This is a genomic window from Bradyrhizobium lablabi (assembly GCF_900141755.1).
GTDB lineage: Bacteria > Pseudomonadota > Alphaproteobacteria > Rhizobiales > Xanthobacteraceae > Bradyrhizobium > Bradyrhizobium lablabi_A.
Map to the genome: position 1 here is coordinate 2,925,893 of NZ_LT670844.1, position 17,004 is coordinate 2,942,896.

16 protein-coding genes, 1 other RNA gene and 1 pseudogene are annotated in these 17,004 nt (G+C 63.6%); 12 read left to right on the top strand and 6 right to left on the bottom strand.

The features are described 5' to 3' along the window. Positions 1-182: 182 nt before the first annotated feature. From ssrS to B5526_RS13650, 3 genes are all read right to left on the bottom strand, one after another. Positions 183-343, bottom strand: a non-coding RNA gene (gene ssrS, locus B5526_RS13640) — 6S RNA. 260 nt (positions 344-603) lie between these two features. Further along, the gene (locus tag B5526_RS13645; RefSeq protein WP_079538723.1) at positions 604-987 is read right to left on the bottom strand and encodes a cell division protein ZapA; all 384 of its coding nucleotides are present in this window, start codon (positions 985-987) and stop codon (positions 604-606) included. Further along, positions 984-1,304 carry a DUF4164 domain-containing protein gene (locus B5526_RS13650; RefSeq protein WP_079544979.1) on the bottom strand — a complete coding sequence of 107 codons (321 nt, stop codon included), beginning with the start codon at positions 1,302-1,304 and terminating at the stop codon, positions 984-986. The genes B5526_RS13645 and B5526_RS13650 overlap by 4 nt, the downstream gene beginning before the upstream one ends. 289 nt (positions 1,305-1,593) lie before the next feature. Between B5526_RS13650 and tkt the strand changes: the two genes are divergently transcribed. The 9 genes from tkt to B5526_RS13695 all read left to right on the top strand — a co-directional run bounded on the left by tkt (position 1,594) and on the right by B5526_RS13695 (position 10,495). Beyond that, positions 1,594-3,585: a transketolase gene (gene tkt / locus B5526_RS13655; protein ID WP_079538725.1), complete on the top strand. Its 1,992-nt coding sequence runs from the start codon at positions 1,594-1,596 to the stop codon at positions 3,583-3,585. A 136-nt stretch (positions 3,586-3,721) separates the two neighbouring features. Then, positions 3,722-4,729, top strand: a complete 1,008-nt coding sequence (gene gap, locus B5526_RS13660) for a type I glyceraldehyde-3-phosphate dehydrogenase (RefSeq protein WP_079538726.1) — start codon at positions 3,722-3,724, stop codon at positions 4,727-4,729. Positions 4,730-4,851: 122 nt separating this feature from the next. Next, complete coding sequence (locus tag B5526_RS13665) at positions 4,852-6,048, top strand: phosphoglycerate kinase (protein WP_079538728.1); 1,197 nt, start codon at positions 4,852-4,854, stop codon at positions 6,046-6,048. Between the two features lie 68 nt (positions 6,049-6,116). Beyond that, positions 6,117-6,317, top strand: a complete 201-nt coding sequence (locus B5526_RS13670; protein WP_079538730.1) for an antitoxin MazE family protein — start codon at positions 6,117-6,119, stop codon at positions 6,315-6,317. Between the two features lie 2 nt (positions 6,318-6,319). Continuing rightward, positions 6,320-6,643, top strand: a complete 324-nt coding sequence (locus tag B5526_RS13675) for a type II toxin-antitoxin system PemK/MazF family toxin (protein WP_079538732.1) — start codon at positions 6,320-6,322, stop codon at positions 6,641-6,643. Between the two features lie 68 nt (positions 6,644-6,711). Next, complete coding sequence (gene fba / locus B5526_RS13680) at positions 6,712-7,779, top strand: class II fructose-bisphosphate aldolase (protein ID WP_079538734.1); 1,068 nt, start codon at positions 6,712-6,714, stop codon at positions 7,777-7,779. Positions 7,780-7,845: 66 nt separating this feature from the next. Beyond that, the gene (locus B5526_RS13685; RefSeq protein ID WP_079538735.1) at positions 7,846-8,526 is read left to right on the top strand and encodes a thiamine phosphate synthase; all 681 of its coding nucleotides are present in this window, start codon (positions 7,846-7,848) and stop codon (positions 8,524-8,526) included. Positions 8,527-8,533: 7 nt separating this feature from the next. Then, complete coding sequence (locus B5526_RS13690; protein ID WP_079538737.1) at positions 8,534-9,601, top strand: tetratricopeptide repeat protein; 1,068 nt, start codon at positions 8,534-8,536, stop codon at positions 9,599-9,601. 99 nt (positions 9,602-9,700) lie between these two features. After that, positions 9,701-10,495: an inositol monophosphatase family protein gene (locus tag B5526_RS13695; RefSeq protein WP_079538739.1), complete on the top strand. Its 795-nt coding sequence runs from the start codon at positions 9,701-9,703 to the stop codon at positions 10,493-10,495. Between the two features lie 113 nt (positions 10,496-10,608). Here B5526_RS13695 and B5526_RS13700 read toward each other — a convergent pair whose 3' ends face one another. Both B5526_RS13700 and B5526_RS13705 read right to left on the bottom strand, forming a co-directional pair. Next, positions 10,609-11,637 carry an SAM-dependent methyltransferase gene (locus B5526_RS13700; RefSeq protein WP_079538741.1) on the bottom strand — a complete coding sequence of 343 codons (1,029 nt, stop codon included), beginning with the start codon at positions 11,635-11,637 and terminating at the stop codon, positions 10,609-10,611. 14 nt (positions 11,638-11,651) lie between these two features. Beyond that, positions 11,652-11,846: pseudogene (locus B5526_RS13705) on the bottom strand (DUF1295 domain-containing protein); the annotation flags it as partial. Positions 11,847-12,028: 182 nt separating this feature from the next. On the opposite strand from B5526_RS13705, the gene B5526_RS13710 reads away from it, so the two are divergent. The 3 genes from B5526_RS13710 to B5526_RS13720 all read left to right on the top strand — a co-directional run bounded on the left by B5526_RS13710 (position 12,029) and on the right by B5526_RS13720 (position 14,811). Next, positions 12,029-13,027, top strand: a complete 999-nt coding sequence (locus tag B5526_RS13710) for a flagellar motor protein MotA (RefSeq protein WP_079538742.1) — start codon at positions 12,029-12,031, stop codon at positions 13,025-13,027. A gap of 172 nt (positions 13,028-13,199) precedes the next feature. Then, positions 13,200-14,231 carry a peptidoglycan -binding protein gene (locus B5526_RS13715; protein ID WP_079538744.1) on the top strand — a complete coding sequence of 344 codons (1,032 nt, stop codon included), beginning with the start codon at positions 13,200-13,202 and terminating at the stop codon, positions 14,229-14,231. A gap of 130 nt (positions 14,232-14,361) precedes the next feature. Then, entirely contained in the window at positions 14,362-14,811 is a 450-nt protein-coding gene (locus B5526_RS13720; RefSeq protein WP_079544980.1) for a GNAT family N-acetyltransferase, read from the top strand. Between the two features lie 189 nt (positions 14,812-15,000). On the opposite strand, the gene B5526_RS13725 is transcribed toward B5526_RS13720, so the two are convergent. Beyond that, positions 15,001-16,860 carry an ABC transporter ATP-binding protein/permease gene (locus B5526_RS13725; RefSeq protein ID WP_079538746.1) on the bottom strand — a complete coding sequence of 620 codons (1,860 nt, stop codon included), beginning with the start codon at positions 16,858-16,860 and terminating at the stop codon, positions 15,001-15,003. Positions 16,861-17,004: the final 144 nt, after the last annotated feature.

Below are 17,004 nucleotides of genomic sequence, written 5' to 3' on the forward strand. Positions count from 1 at the left end.
CGGTCCGGCCTTCGGTCGGCCGGATGACAGGCTCCAACGGATGATCCAGCATTCCGAGGCGTCAATGATAGAACCGAGAAGCCGCGGCGTACTGGATACCCCGCCTTCGCGGGGTATGACGACTGGTGGCGGGGTATGACGGCATCAATGAACTGAGCAACAAAGCAACAGAAAACAAAAAGCGCGAGGCCGCAATCGCCGTTGGAGCACTCGATCCCGGAGTTCCCTACGAAAGTAGGTGGGCACCATATGACCGGATCCACGGACCCGGCCAGGGACAGTTCCCTAAAGGATCGATAAGGCCCCGGGGATATATGGCTCCTGACGCGCGACACAGCCTCGCCTGGGCAATGTAACCACGACGGGGGGAAACCGCCAGCCTCTTCACCCTCCCCTGGAGGGGCAGGGTAAGAAAGCGCGTCGCCGAACCGCCACCCCGCAGGACGGCGAGGCTCAAGCCCCGCTCTCACCCCGTCATTGCGAGCCAACGGGTCGCGCGCAAGCGCGCCCGATGACAGGCTCCGCGAAGCAATCCAGCTTTTCCGGTCGGGGAAAGAAAGCTGGATTGCTTCGTCGCAAGCGCTCCTCGCAATGACGGATGAACTACCCGATCGCGACCCCGCCGCCGATGGTGCGGTTCAAGACCTGCGTCGTTTTCTCGATCCGGTCGGCGGCGGCGTTCAGCGCATTGGCGACGGCTGTCTGCGTCGCCCGGGCGCGATCGGCGGCGGCGACACGGACGTCGCGCAGCGACTCGATCTCCTCTTCCAGGGTGCGGATGCGGTTGCCGGAATCGAGCAGTTCGTCGCACACCGTCAGCGCCGCCATCACGGTGAGCCGCGCGTCGCCGATCTCGCCGAACTTGCCGCGCAGGCTTTGGATGCGCGATTCGAGAGACTCGGCGAGCTTTAACAGCCGCACCTCCTGCCCCTCCTCGCAGGCCATCCGGTATTGCCGGCCGTTGATGGTGACGTTGATATGGCTCATGAGGTCTCTCCGGCATCGAGCACGGCGCGGATGGTGCCGATCGCCGCATCCAGCCGTTCGGCAATCTCGCGGTTGGTGCGCTCGAGCCTTCGCGATTTGACCAGCGAGCCATCGAGCTCGTCGGCGAGCCGCGAGCGGTCGACGCCCAGCGCCTGGATCCGGATCGCCAGCTCATTCTCGTCGCGATCGGCTTCGCGCCGCCGTTCCACCGCGCTTTCCAGCGCGTCGAGCGCCGCCATCAGCCGCCGCGTCGCGGCGTCGATGTCGACGGATAGGGGCTCGGCATTGCCGGCACCGTTGGCGGGACGATCGCTCATCAGATGGCGCGGACCCTGGCTCAAGCCCGCCGGGCCTGCGAAAAAATCCGCGGTTCGGCAAGCGGTTACGAGGCGAAATTTACGTGGCAAGCAAGGCCAGCGCAACGCCGGTTCAAAGCTATGCACCGCAAAGCAACTTTTCGGCACCGCGGCGCGTTGCACTGCCTTGGAGTTCGGGGATACAGATGCTATCCAGCGCTCGTTTCCCCTTGCCAACAGGGGTGTTCCAAGGCCATTCGCAAGACCAGCGGATCGCCACCAAGCACCTCATTTCAGGCGGATTTTCATCATGACCCGCGTCGATCATTCCCGTATGGCCAATGCGATCCGCGCGCTGGCGATGGATGCCGTCGAAAAGGCCAAATCCGGCCATCCCGGCCTGCCGATGGGCGCCGCCGATGTCGCAACCGTCTTGTTCACGCAGTTTTTAAAGTTCGACGCCGCCGATCCGCGCTGGCCCGACCGCGACCGTTTTATTCTCTCCGCCGGCCACGGCTCGATGCTGTTGTATGCGCTGCTCTATCTCACCGGCTATCCGGAAATGACGCTGGATGAGATCAAGAATTTCCGGCAGCTCGGCTCCAAGACCCCCGGTCACCCCGAAAATTTCATGACGCCCGGCGTCGAGGCGACGACCGGGCCACTCGGCCAGGGTATCTCGTTCTCGGTCGGCTCGGCGCTCGCCGAGCGACTGCTGGCGGCGGAATTCGGCGAGGATATCGTCGATCACTACACCTATGTGCTGTGCTCCGACGGCGATTTGATGGAGGGCGTCAGCCATGAAGCGGCAGCGCTTGCCGGGCACCTGAAACTAAACAAGCTGATTTTCCTGTATGACGACAACGGCATCACCATCGACGGCCCAATCACGCTGACCGACTCTGTCGACCAGGTGACGCGCTTCAAGGCCCATGGCTGGAACGCGGTCCGGATCGACGGCCACGACCAAAAGGCGATCGCGGCTGCGATCACGCAGGCGCAGTCGTCCGACCGACCAACGTTGATCGCCTGCAAGACCACGATCGGTTTCGGCGCGCCGACCAAAGCCGGCACCTCGAAAGCGCATGGCGAGGCGCTCGGCGCCGACGAACTGTTGGCGGCGAAGAAGGCGCTGGGCTGGGATTACGGCCCGTTCGAAATTCCCGATGACGTGCTGGCCGCCTGGCGCAATGTCGGCAAGCAGGGCGCCAGCGCCCATGCTGATTGGCGCAGCCGTTTTGACGCCATGGGCGATGCGCAACGCGAAGAATTCACAAGGCGCGTGATCGAGCGACGGCGCCCGCCGGCACTTGCCGACACCATCCGCAAATTGAAGGAAAAACTCGTCGCCGAGCCGCCGACGATTGCGACCCGCAAGGCGAGCGAGATGGCGCTCGAGGCGCTGGTCCCTGCGATGCCGGAATTGCTGCTCGGCTCGGCCGATCTCACGCCTTCCAACAACACCCGCACCAAGGGCCTGAAGGAAGTAACTCCGGCCGATTTTTCCGGCCGCTATATCCATTACGGCATCCGCGAAATGGGCATGGCGTCGGCCATGAACGGCCTATCGACCCATGGCGGCTTCGCGCCGGCCGGAGGCACCTTCCTGTGCTTTACGGACTATGCGCGGCCCTCGATGCGGATCGCGGCGCTGTCGCATACGCCGGTGGTCTACATCATGACCCACGATTCGATCGGGCTCGGCGAAGACGGGCCGACGCATCAGCCGGTCGAGCATCTGGCGGCGCTGCGCGCGATGCCGAACATGCGCGTGTTCCGCCCGGCGGATGCGGTGGAAACCGCCGAGTGCTGGCAGCTCGCGCTCGAACACACCACGGGACCTACGGTGCTGGCGCTGTCGCGGCAGAACCTGACGCCTGTGCGCGTATCGGCCAGTTCGGAAAATCTATCGGGCCATGGCGGCTACCAACTGGTGGCCGCGCAAGGTGAGGCGAAAGTGGCGCTGTTTGCCTCAGGCTCGGAGGTCGAAATCGCCGTCGCCGCGCAGAAGGAACTCGCCGCGCGCGGCATCGCGGCGCGAGTGGTCTCGGTGCCCTCGCTCGACTTGCTGCTGGCGCAGCCTGCGGAACATCGCAAGGCGATCATCGGCAACGCCCCGGTCAAGATCGCGATCGAAGCCGCGGTGCGGTTCGGCTGGGACGCAGTGATCGGCCTGGACGGGATTTTCATCGGCATGAGCTCGTTCGGCGCCAGCGCACCGGCAAAGGCGCTGTACAAGCATTTCGGAATCACGGCCGAAGCGGCCGTCGAGGCTGCGGCAAAGCGCCTGCAAAACCTCTGAATGTGAAGTAGCGCTATCGGAATGTTCGGGTTTATGATGCATTGCAACGGCCGTGGGTTCAGGGCATGAAACTGCCTAGAAAACGGTCAAACCCGCCGCAAACAATGCGATTTTCGAACCTTTGAGGAGAAGTTGAATGGCAATCCGGGTCGCGATCAACGGATTTGGCCGCATCGGCCGCAATGTGCTGCGGGCGATCGCCGAGTCCGGCCGCAAGGATATCGAGGTGGTCGGCATCAACGATCTCGGCCCGGTCGAGACCAACGCCCATTTGCTGCGCTTCGATTCGGTACATGGCCGCTTTCCGGGCACGGTGACGGTCGATGGCGATTCGATCAGCGTCGGCAACGGCAAGATCAAGGTTTCGGCCGAGCGTGATCCCACAAAACTGCCGTGGAAGGAACTCGGCGTCGACATCGCGCTGGAATGCACCGGCATCTTCACGGCGAAGGACAAGGCCTCCGCGCATCTGACCGCCGGCGCCAAGCGCGTGCTGGTGTCCGCACCGGCCGACGGAGCCGATGCGACCATCGTCTACGGCGTCAACCACGACAAACTGACAAAAGATCAGCTCGTCGTCTCCAACGGCTCCTGCACCACCAATTGCCTGGCGCCGGTGGCGAAAGTCTTGAACGACAGCGTCGGCATCGAGACCGGCTTCATGACCACGATCCACGCCTATACCGGCGACCAGCCGACCCTCGATACCCTGCACAAGGACCTCTATCGCGGCCGGGCGGCGGCGATGTCGATGATCCCGACCTCGACGGGAGCTGCGAAAGCGATCGGCCTGGTGCTGCCGGAACTGAAGGGCAAGCTCGACGGCGTCTCGATCCGGGTGCCTGTGCCGAACGTCTCGGTGATTGATCTCAAGATCGTCGCCAACCGCAAGACCACAAAGGAAGAGATCAACGAGGCGATGAAGCGCGCCTCAGAGCAGCAGCTCAAGGGCATCCTCGGCTACACCACACAGCCCAACGTCTCGATCGACTTCAACCACGATCCGCATTCCGCCACCTTCCACATGGACCAGACCAAGGTGCAGAACGGCACGCTGGTGCGGGTGATGGCGTGGTACGACAATGAATGGGGCTTTTCCAACCGCATGGCGGACACCGCCGTGGCGATGGGGAAATTGCTCTGATTTTTGGCTTCATGGTTCGAGACGCGCGCGAAGAGCGCGCTCCTCACCATGAGGGAGAAACCTCATCCTGAGGAGCCGAGCGCAGCGAGGCGTCTCGAAGGATGGGCCGCGAGAGACAGTCTATGTCCAAAACTTTCCGCACCCTCGATGATGTCGACGCGAAGGGCAAGCGCGTGCTGCTGCGCGTCGATCTCAACGTGCCCATGGAAAATGGCCGCGTCACCGACGCGACAAGGCTCGAACGGGTCGCGCCGACCATCACCGAGATATCCGCCAAGGGCGGCAAGGTGATCCTACTCGCGCATTTCGGCCGGCCCAAGGGACGCGATCCCAAGGAATCGCTCAAGCCCGTTGCCACGGCGTTAGCGGAAGTGATCAAGAAGGAGGTCGCCTTCGCGGACGATTGCATCGGCGAGGCGGCGCAAAAAGCCGTCGCTGCGATGAAGGACGGCGACATCCTTTGCCTGGAAAACACGCGTTTTCATAAGGAAGAAGAAAAGAACGATCCGGCCTTCGTGGCTGAACTGGCAAAACTCGGCGACATCTGGGTCAATGACGCGTTCTCGGCGGCGCACCGGGCGCATGCCACGACCGAGGGCCTCGGCCATGTGCTGCCGGCCTATGCCGGCCGCACCATGCAGGCCGAGCTCGAGGCGCTCGGCAAGGCATTGGAGCACCCGACCAAGCCGGTGATTGCGATCATCGGCGGCGCCAAGGTTTCCACCAAGATCGATCTGTTGGAAAACCTCGTCAAGAAAGTCGACGCCATGGTGATCGGCGGCGGCATGGCCAACACCTTCCTGCACGCGCAGGGCATAGGCATCGGCAAGTCGCTGGCGGAGAAGGATCTGGCGGCGACTGCGCTGCGGATCATGGAAAAGGCGTATGAAGCCAATTGCGCGATCATCCTGCCCGTCGACGCCATTGTCGCATTTCACTTCGCCGCTAACGCGCCGTCGCATGCCTACGGCCTCGACGCGATCCCGCCCGAGGGCATGATCCTCGACGTCGGCCCGCAGTCGATCGAGCGGATCATTGCCGCGATCGACGACGCCGCGACCTTGGTCTGGAACGGCCCGCTCGGCGCCTTCGAGCTGCCGCCGTTCGACCGCGGCACGGTGGCGGCGGCCCGCCACGCCGCCGCGCGGACCAAGGCAAAGAAGCTGATTTCGGTCGCCGGCGGCGGCGACACGGTGGCGGCGCTCAACCAGGCCGGCGTCGCCCAGGATTTCACCTATGTTTCGACCGCGGGCGGCGCGTTTCTTGAATGGATGGAAGGCAAACCCCTGCCCGGGGTCGAGGTGCTAAGGGCACAGTGACGCAACTTGAACCAGTATCCGCCACGATTTATGTTACATGTAACACTTCGGTTCGAAGGGAACGTGTCATGGCCGATAACGCAAAGCGGGTCCAAAAGCACCGAGACAAGATGAAGGCGGCCGGACTCAAGCCGGTGACGATCTGGGTTCCGGATGTAAATGCGCCGGGATATGCCGAGCAGCTCGCGCGCGAAATCGAAATCATTAACAATAGCCCAGACGAGAAGCTTCTGCTCGAACAGCTGTCCAACATCGAGATCGAAGGCTGAAAATGAACCGAGGGGATATCGTGGCGGTCGCTTTGCCCGGCGCATATGGCAAGCCCCGTCCCGCGGTTATCGTGCAAGCTGACCGGTTCAATCATCTTGGTTCAATAACGTTTCTGCCTTTCACCTCCGACGTTCTCCCCGCCGAAATTTTCCGCATCTTGATCAACCCAAGTTCCGAGAATGGGCTGCAGTCGCCATCTCAGGTGATGGCCGACAAGTGCAGCACGTTGCCACTGACCAAAGTGGGTAACGTGTTCGGACGTCTTGGCGCTGCCGATCTCGGAAGGGTCGAGCGAGCGCTTGCAGCCTTCTTGGGTTTTGTCTGAGAACCGGATACTTTGGAATTTGAAACAGTGACAGCCTGCTGTCACCCCAAACGCGGAGAACAAAAGAGATGGCTCGCATCACGTTGCGTCAATTACTCGACCACGCGGCGGAACACGAATACGGCGTGCCGGCCTTTAATATCAACAACATGGAGCAGGCGCTCGCGATCATGGACGCCGCCTCCACGGTCGACGCGCCGGTCATCATCCAGGCCTCGCGCGGCGCGCGGTCCTACGCCAACGACATCATGCTCAAGCACATGATGGACGCGGTCACCGAGATCTATCCGCAGATCCCGGTCTGCGTGCATCTCGACCACGGCAACGAGCCCGCCACCTGCATGACCGCGATCCAGGCCGGTTTTACCTCGGTCATGATGGACGGCTCGCTGAAGGCCGACGGCAAGACCGCGGCCGACTGGGACTATAATGTCGGCGTCACCAGGACGGTCACCGACATGGCCCATCTCGGCGGCATCTCGGTCGAGGGCGAACTGGGCGTGCTGGGCTCGCTCGAGACCGGCATGGGCGACAAGGAAGACGGCCACGGCGCCGAGGGAAAACTCTCCCACGACCAGTTGCTCACCAATCCGGATGAGGCGGTCAAATTCGTCAAGGAGACAAAAGTCGACGCGCTGGCGATCGCGATGGGCACCTCGCACGGCGCCTACAAGTTCACCCGCAAGCCGGACGGCGACATCCTCGCCATGAACGTGATCGAGGAAATCCACCGCAAATTGCCGAACATGCATCTGGTGATGCACGGTTCGTCCTCGGTGCCGCAGGATCTGCAGGAGATCATCAACGCCAACGGCGGCAAGATGAAGCCGACCTGGGGCGTGCCGGTGTCCGAAATCCAGCGCGGCATCAAGAACGGCGTGCGCAAGATCAACATCGACACGGATAACCGCATGGCGATGACCGGCCAGATCCGAAAGGTCCTGACCAGCAATCCGGAAGAGTTCGATCCGCGCAAATATCTCAAGCCGGCGATGGAGGCGATGAGCAAGCTCTGCAAGCAGCGGCTGGAGGAATTCAACACCGCCGGTCAGGCCAGCAAGATCAAGAAAGTCCTCACCACCGCCGAGATGGCCAAGCGCTACGTCAAGGGCGAGCTCGATCCCAAAGTCGCGTGACGTCAGGGCGGCGGGCTTTAACCCGCCCCTTTTTTGGCCGTAGTCCGGGGGCATCAAGCCGACATCATGGCCACCAAACCCGTTCCGCCGCGCCCGGTGCCGCGTCTCTATCTCGCGACACCGGAAGTGGACGATCCCGCATCTCTGGTAGCTAACCTCCCGGGTCTCTTGGCCGGAGCCGACGTCGCGGCGGTGCTGCTGCGGCTGAAGCCAACCGACCCGCGCGGCATGATTTCGCGAATCAAAGCCTTGGCGCCCGCGGTCCAGGACCGAGGTGCTGCGCTTCTGCTCGACGGCCATCCCGAACTGGTCGCGCGGGCGGGCGCCGATGGCGCCCACCTGACCGGGATAGAAGCCCTCAATGAGGCGCTGCCTTCGCTAAAGCCCGACCGCATCGCCGGGATCGGCGGGCTTGCGACGCGGCATGATTCGATGACCGCGGGCGAGCTGGGTGCCGATTACGTGCTGTTCGGTGAGCCCGACGCGCGGGGTAAGCGGCCGTCGGTCGAGGCGATCGCCGAGCGCCTGCAATGGTGGGCCGAATTGTTCGAACCGCCCTGCGTCGGCTTTGCGGCTTCCCGCGAAGAGGCTTATGAGTTCGCGTTGGCGGGCGCGGATTTCGTCCTCGCCGGCGATTTCGTCTGGGCCGATCCCCGCGGCGCAGCAGTGGCGCTGACGGAGGTGGAGCAGGCCATCAGGCAGGCTTACGCCGAAACGTCCGGAAAAGCCAAAGCCGAACAGGGTTAGCGGGCGAATGAAGCTCCTGCGTCCGATATCGATCGTGGCCTGCGCCCTGATGCTGACCGCAAGCGCGGCGGCGCAAGTCTCGCTATCGCCTCCCGGCGCAGCGACGCCGCCCGCGCAACCGCCCGCCAAGCCGAAGGCAAAAGCCCATATCATCGCCAAGAAGCCGGCGGCGACCCCAAAGCCCGCGGCAACGCCGGCGCCGACCGCGACCGTCACGCCGACGCCCGAGCCCGACGACCCCAATGTCGACCTGGTGTACGGCGCCTATCAGCGCGGCATGTACAAGACCGCGTTCGATCTTGCGATCAAGCGCGCGCAGGACAAGGGCGATCCCAAGGCGATGACGATGCTGGGCGAACTCTACGGCAATGCGATGGGGGTCAAGCGCGACTATGCCAAGGCCGCCGAATGGTACAAGCGCGCCGCCGATGCCGGCGACCGCGAGGCCATGTTCGCGCTCGCCATGATGCGCCTCGCCGGCCGCGGCGGCCCCACCAACCGCGAGGAAGTCGTCAAACTGCTGGCGTCCTCGGCGAAGCTCGGCGAGCCAAAGGCGGCGTATAATCTGGCGCTGCTCTATCTCGACGGACAGACGCTGCCGCAGGACCTCAAACGCGCGGCGGAGTTGCTTCGGCTTGCCGCCGACGCCGGCAATGCGGAAGCGCAATACGCGCTCGCGACTTTCTACAAGGAAGGCACCGGGGTCGAGAAGAACATGGAAAAGGCGGTGCGGCTGTTGCAGGCGGCTTCGCTCGCCGACAACGTGGACGCCGAAGTCGAATATGCCATCGCGCTCTTTAACGGTACCGGCACGCCGCAGAACCAGGCCGCCGCGGTGGCGCTCTTGCGCAAGGCCGCCAAGCAAAACAGCCCGATCGCCCAAAACCGCCTGGCGCGCGTGCTGGTGGGCGGACAGGGCGCGCCGATGGACAAGATCGAGGGCCTTAAATGGCACATTGTCGCGAAAACCGCCGGCAAGGGCGACCCCCTGCTGGACGAGGCGCTCGCCGAATTAAGCCCCGAGGACCGCGCCAAGGCGGAAGCCGCCGCCCGCAAATGGCTCGGCACCAAATGATCCGCCTTGACGCCATCGCAACCGCAGGGCAACCCACAGCCACCAATCCGCCCATCCCTGTCCTGACCTGACGCTTCGGGTCGCTTTGAAGCCGAAATCATGCTGCATTCAGCCCTCATCAACGTCATGGTCAAAGCCGCGCGCCACGCCGGCCGCAGTCTCAAGCGCGATCTCGGCGAGATCGAGAACCTCCAGGTGTCGCTGAAGGGGCCGGCCAATTTTGTCTCTCTCGCCGACAAGCGCGCCGAGGAGATGCTGCACGACGACCTGACCAAGGCGCGGCCGGGCTACGGTTTTATCGGCGAGGAGGGCGGGTCGCGTATTGGCGACGACAAAGCCCACACCTGGATCGTCGATCCGCTCGACGGCACCACCAATTTCCTGCATGGCATCCCGCACTTTGCGATCTCGATCGGCCTGCAGCGCGAGGGCACGCTGATTGCCGGCGTCATCTACAATCCCGCCAATGACGAGCTCTATACCGCCGAGCGCGGCAAGGGCGCCTTCCTCAACGATCAGCGCTTGCGCGTCGCCGGCCGCCGCAAGCTTTCCGACACAGTGATCGCCTGCGGGCTGCCGCATATCGGCCGCGGCGATTTCGAATTGTCGCGCGCAGAGCTTGCCGAAATCCAGCCGCGCGTGGCGGGCCTGCGCCGGTTCGGCGCGGCCTCGCTCGACATGGCCTTCGTCGCCGCCGGCCGCCTCGACGGCTATTGGGAACGCAATCTGCAAGCGTGGGACATGGCGGCGGGGCAAATCATCCTGCGCGAATCCGGCGGCATCGTCTCAGGCATCGAAGGCGACGACGACCCGCTGAAAACCGGCAACGTGATCTGCGGCAATGAATTCATTCATGCCGAGCTGGTGAAGATTTTGAAGCCGCTGGGGAAGTGACGGCGCCTTGCCGTCATCATCCGCGAAAGCGGATGATCCAGTACGCCGTGGCGCCGGTGTTGAACTCAGGCGTCACGGCGTACTGGATGCCGCCTTCGCGGGCATGACGGCGGTTACGACACCTTCCGCATCCGATAATGACTGACCCCCCATTCGCTGCCATCGGCGTAGCCGAACAGCCCTGATGTGGCGAGGAAGAACCAGCGCCAGCGGCGCATCCACAAGCCGGTGTCGTTGCCGTAGACGCAGCGAAGAATCCCTTCGATCTCCTCGCGCCGAGAATCAAGATTGCCGAGCCAGTCGAGCGCGGTGCGCTGATAATGCGTTCCGCTCCAGCGCCATTCCTTTTCGACATCGAACAAGTCAGAGTATTGCCGGATCAAATGATGGCTCGGCATGACGCCGCCGGTGAAGAAATGCTGCGCGATCCAGTCTTCGCGGTCAGCGCGATCAAACAGATAGGTGCCCGAGCGATGGGTGAAGATGTGCAGGAGGAAACAGCCGTCGGGGGCGAGCCATGATCTGACCCGCCTCAGCAATTCGCGCCAGTTCATCATGTGCTCGAACATCTCGACCGACACGATGCGGTCGAACTGGCGCTCGGGGTCGAACACGTTCATGTCTGACGTGATGACCCGGAGATTTTTCAGCCCGCGCGAATTGGCCTCGCGCTCGATATAGTCGCGCTGGGGGCGCGAATTCGATACCGCGATGATTTGCGAATTCGGGAATTGCCGCGCCATCCACAGCGACAGCGAGCCCCAGCCGCAGCCGAGTTCGAGGACCGATTGCCCGTCGGCGAGATCGGCATGCGCAACCGTCTGACGCAGCGCCTCTTCCTCGGCCTCCTGCAAGGTGGATTTTGCTTCCCGGTAGAAGCACGATGAGTATTTGCGGTTCGGGCCGAGCACGCAGGCAAAGAATTCCGCCGGCACTTCGTCATGCCCGACATTGGCCTCGTCGGTGAATTCGGCGATCGCGCGCGCCGCCATGGCGTCGGCAAAGGCCGCGTCGCTTGCCGCGCTGCCGGAGGCGAACTGCGTCGCGGTGCGCGAGCATAGCCGCTGGATCGCGGCGCGGATGATGAGGTCGGGCAGCGGCACCCGCTCGGCGGTGCCGATGATCTTTGACGCGAAGCTCATGGAACAGCTCCCTTTTGCGGCGAGTTCGGCGCGGCGCCGGCGATCGGCCACAGCGCGCTCCCGGCTCCGGTCAGCCCGACCGCAAACGTCCAGATGGTATCGACCCCGCCGGAATTGCCGGTGCGCTGCTGCACCGGCCAGGCGATCGCCATCAGGATCGAGAGCGACAATGCAATCCCGGCCAGCGCCCAAAGATGCGAAAGGTTCATGCAAAAAGCCCGTTAACCGCCTTGGAGGCGCGAAGCATTTGTGAAATACGCTTTGCTTCAAGCCCGGTTTCACGCCGAAGTTCCCTGTTCCCGCCGCAAACGGACGGCAACCGGCTTTTTTCTCGGGCACGCTGTGCCATATTGGTGCCCGAAATCGGCTCCCCCAACGGATGACATCGGTAATGCCCGCAGGCCCCTCCTCCCGCTCCGCGATGGAAATCGAACTCACCAAGCTGTCCTCGCCGCGGATTTTCCTGGTCCGGATGCTGGTGTTTCTGGTGCTGTGCGCGCTCGTGATGGTCGTGCTCTACAAGCAGATCATCACCGCGTTCTTCGCCAATCCCGGCCTCAATGCCTTCATAGGCCTCGTGCTCGCGGTCGGCATCATCCTGTCGTTCCGTCAGGTGATCCGGCTCTATCCGGAGGTCGCCTGGGTCAACAATTTCCGCATCGCCGATCCCGGCCTTGCGATCGCACGCCACCCGACCCTTTTGGCGCCGATGGCGGCGATCCTCGGCGGCGAGCGATCCGGGCGCATGACGATCACGCAGCAGACCATGCGGCACCTCTTGGATTCGATCGCCACCCGGCTCGATGAGGCGCGCGACATTTCCCGCTACATGACGGGCCTATTGGTGTTCCTCGGGCTGCTCGGCACGTTCTGGGGCCTGATCGAAACCGTCGGTTCCGTCGGCAAGGTGATCGACGGCCTAAAGGTCGGCGGCGACGCCGGCGCGCTGTTCGACACGCTGAAAGAAGGTCTCGCCGCGCCGCTCGGCGGCATGGGCATTTCGTTTTCGTCCTCGCTGTTCGGCCTCGCCGGATCGCTGATCCTCGGCTTCCTCGACCTGCAATCGAGCCAGGCGCAGAACCGCTTCTACACCGACCTCGAAGACTGGCTCGCGACCACGGTAAGGGAATATTCCAAGGAGACCGGAACCGGCGGCAGCGGCGAACTTCAGGCCGCGGTCGACCGGCTGCGGCTGACCTTGGAAGAAGGCGGCGCCAGTCGCGGCACGACCGCGGCGATGGCCAATCTCGCCGAAGCGATTCAGGGCCTGGTCGCGCATATGCGCACCGAGCAGCAGATGATCCGCGAATGGGCCGACGGCCAGGGCGAGCAGAACCGCGAGATCAAGAAATTGCTCGAGCGCCTCGCGCGCCAGCCTGAGAAGAGTTAGGGATCGTGCCCCGGACGCAGCACGTTTCCCCGGCCACATGGTTCGAGACGCGCGGCGTTGCCGCGCTCCTCACCATGAGGGTCTAAGACCTCATCCTGAGGAGCCGCGTCTTCGCGGCGTCTCGAAGGATGAAGCCACTGAACTGGAAGAATGCGTTAACGGAGAATTTGAAATGGCCCTCGCCCGTTCACGCCGCAACGAGTCCGGATTCAACTACTGGCCGGGCTTTGTCGATGCGCTGTCGACGCTGGTGCTGTCGATCGTGTTCCTGCTGTCGGTGTTTTTGGTGGTGCAGTTCTTCCTGTCACAGGAGGTCACCGGCAAGGACAAGGCGCTGGAAGAGCTCAACGCCAAGATCGCGCAGCTCAACGATTTGTTGTCGCTGGAAAAACTCGGCGAGCTCAATCTCAACGACCAGCTCTCGCAGCTCCGCGCCGGCCTCGCCTCCGCCGAGGCCGAGCGCGATCGCGTCAAGGGGCTCTATGAGGGCCTTGCCAGCGCCGGCAACGATGCCGCCGGCCGCGCCAACGAACTCAACAAGGCGCTGGATTCCGAAAAGCAGGTGACCGCGCGGGCGCTGGCCCAGATCGAGGTATTGAACCAGCAGATCTCAGCCTTGCGCCGCCAGCTTGCCGCGCTGGAAGACGCGCTCAATGCCTCGGAGCAGCGCGACAAGGAATCGCAGGGCAAGATTGCCGATCTCGGCCAGCGCCTCAACGTCGCCCTGGCGCAGCGGGTGCAGGAATTGTCGCGCTACCGCTCGGAATTCTTTGGGCGCTTGCGCGCCATTCTCGGCAACCGGCCCGACATCCGGATCGTCGGCGACCGCTTTGTCTTTCAGTCAGAAGTATTTTTTGACACCGGACAGGCGCAATTGCTGCCCGAAGGCCGCGCCGAACTTGACACGGTGGCGACTGCGCTGATTGATCTGGACAAGCAGATCCCGAGCGAAATCGCCTGGGTGCTGCGGGTCGACGGCCATACCGACGTGCGGCCGATCGTCAACAGCCCGCAGTTCAAATCGAACTGGGAATTGTCGTCGGCGCGCGCGATTTCGGTGGTGCAGTACCTGATCTCGCTCGGCGTGCCGGCGCAGCGGCTGGTCGCGGCCGGCTTTGCGGAATTCCAGCCGCTCGATACAGCTCCGACCGAAGAGGCCTATCAGCGCAACCGGCGTATCGAATTGAAGCTGACGGAACGGTAGGCGTGATTTCGGCGCTTATCCTTCCTCGTCGTCATGGCCGGGCTTGTCCCGGCCATCCACGTCCTTTGGCGCCACCGAAAAGAAAGACGTGGATGCCCGGGACAAGCCCGGGCATGACGGCGTTAGCTTGATGAGCGCCCCCTTTCATCTCCGTCCCTATCGCGCCGAGGACGAAGACGCGGCCATCGCGCTGTGGCTTGAGACCTGGCAGCAGACCTATCCATCGATCGATTTCGCCGCGCGGGTAAATTGGTGGCGCGAGCGCTGGCGCAATGAGTTGGCGCCGAAGGCTGAGATCATTGTCGCTGAGCAAGAAGGCGTCCTGACCGGTTTTGTTACGATCGACGCATCGGGCTATCTCGACCAGCTCGTCGTTGCCCCCGATCACTGGGGCTCGGAGCTTGCGACCGCGCTGGTCGACGAGGCAAAGCGCCGCTCGCCTGATCGCATCACGCTGTTGGTCAACACCGACAATGCGCGTGCGATCCGCTTCTACGAGCGCAACGGGTTTGTGCATGCAGGCGAGGATGTGAATCCGACGTCGGGGAGGCCGGTGCTGCGGATGGAGTGGAAACCGTAAGTGTTGTTCACGGCGCCTCTCCATATTCGGTCGTCATACTCCGCGAAAGCGGAGTATCCAGTACGCCGCGGCTTCACGGTTCGATCGCTGGCGTCCTGGAATACTGGATCACCCGATGGAGCCTGTCATCCGGCCGGCCGAAGGCCGGACCGGGTGGCGGGTGATGACGGCCGTGCGTGGCGCCCGGCCTCACACCCCCTCGAACTGCAACCTTGCCAGCCTCGCATAAAGCCCGTTGGCGGCGACCAGCGAGGCGTGGGTGCCCTGCTCGACGATGCGCCCCTGCTCCATCACCAGGATGCGGTCGCAGGATAGAACCGTGGCGAGGCGATGGGCGATCACCAGCGTGGTGCGGTGGCGCATCAGTTCTTCCAGCGCGGTCTGCACCAGCGTTTCACTCTCCGCATCCAGCGACGAGGTGGCTTCATCTAGCAGCAACAGCGGCGCGTCGCGCAGGATGGCGCGCGCGATCGCGATGCGCTGGCGCTGGCCGCCGGACAGCGTCACGCCGCGCTCGCCAAGCTGGGCCTCGAAGCCGCCGGGCAGCCGGCGGATGAATTCGGTGGCATGCGCCAGATCGGCCGCGCGCTCGACCTCGGCATCGGTGGCGTCGGGCCGGCCGAAGCGGATGTTTTCCCGTGCACTCGCGGCGAACACGACCGATTCCTGCGGCACCAGCGCGATGCGCGCGCGCAGCTCGCGCGGATCGGCCGCCCTGATCGGAACGCCGTCAAAGGCGATCACGCCGCGCGCGGGATCGTAGAACCGCAGCAGCAAATGAAACAGCGTGCTCTTTCCGGCGCCCGAGGGACCGACGATCGCGACCTTCTCGCCGGCCCGCACCCCCAAGGAAACGCCGTCGACCGCCGGCGCATCCGGCCGCGTCGGATAGGCAAAGCTGACGCCCTCGAAGGCGACATCGCCGCGCGCCGGCGCCGGCAAGGCCCGCGGCGAGGCCGGAGCCGCGATCGCCGACTTGACGCGCAGGATTTCGAACAATCGTTCCGCTGCGCCAGAGGCAGCGGAAACCTCGCCCCAGACTTCCGAGAGCTGGCCGAGGCCGGCCGCGGCGAACGCCGTGTACAGCACGAACTGGCCGAGCCGGCCGGGGGTGATCGCGCCGGTCAGCACATCATGCGAGCCGATCCAGAGGATCGCGACCACGCTGGTGAATACGATGAAGATGATGATCGCGGTCAGCACCGCCCGTGCCCGCGTCGAACTGCGCGCCGCCTCATAGGCCTGCTCGACCTCGGCGCCGAAGCGCGCATTCGCAAGCTGTTCGCTGGTATAGGCCTGCACGGTTCGGATGGCACCGACCAGTTCGGAGGCATAGGCGGTCGCCTCCGCCAGCGTATCCTGGGCGCCTCGCGACAATCGCCGCACCCAGCGCCCGAACGCCACCAGCGGAATCACGATCAGAGGAATGGCCAAAAGGACCAAGCCCGACAATCGAGGACTCGTGATCACCATCATGATGGTGGCGCCGACGAACAGCAAGAAGTTGCGCAGCGCAATCGACACCGACGCGCCGACCGCCGATTTTATCTGTGTGGTGTCGGCCGTGAGCCGCGAGATCAGTTCACCTGAGCGCGCCGAGTCGAAGAACGCCGGCGACAGCGACATCAAATGAGAAAACACGTCGCGCCGCAGATCCGCGACGATGCGTTCGCCGATGGTCATCACCAGGTAGAATCGCGACGCGCTGGCGAAGGCCAATATTGCGACCACCGCGATCATCACGCTGAAATAGCTGTTGATCAATGCGATGCCTTCGGGCGTGAACCCGAAATCGATCATCCGCCGCACCGCGACGGGAACCACGAGCGTGGTGATTGCGGCAATCGTCAGCGAGATCAGCGCCAGCACCGCGCGTCCACGGTAACGCGCGATATAAGGGGCCAGCGCCAATAACGGACGTAACCGCGCGCTGCTCTTCGCCGCCGATTGCGTCAGTTCCGCTTCGATCGAGGATAGCTCGGCCGCATCCAAATCGCGCCGCGGTGGCACCTCGCCATGCCGGTCTTCAAGCCGTTCCACTACGCTCATGAGGTCTCGACCAATCGCTTCTGTCAGCTCCAGATAGGCACCGCGGCCAGCGCAGGCAAACCCGAAATGAACCAATCCGGGAACATACTTGGCAGATGCTTTCGCGATGCTTGTCCGATACTTCTCAGATCCTTGGCTTGTTTT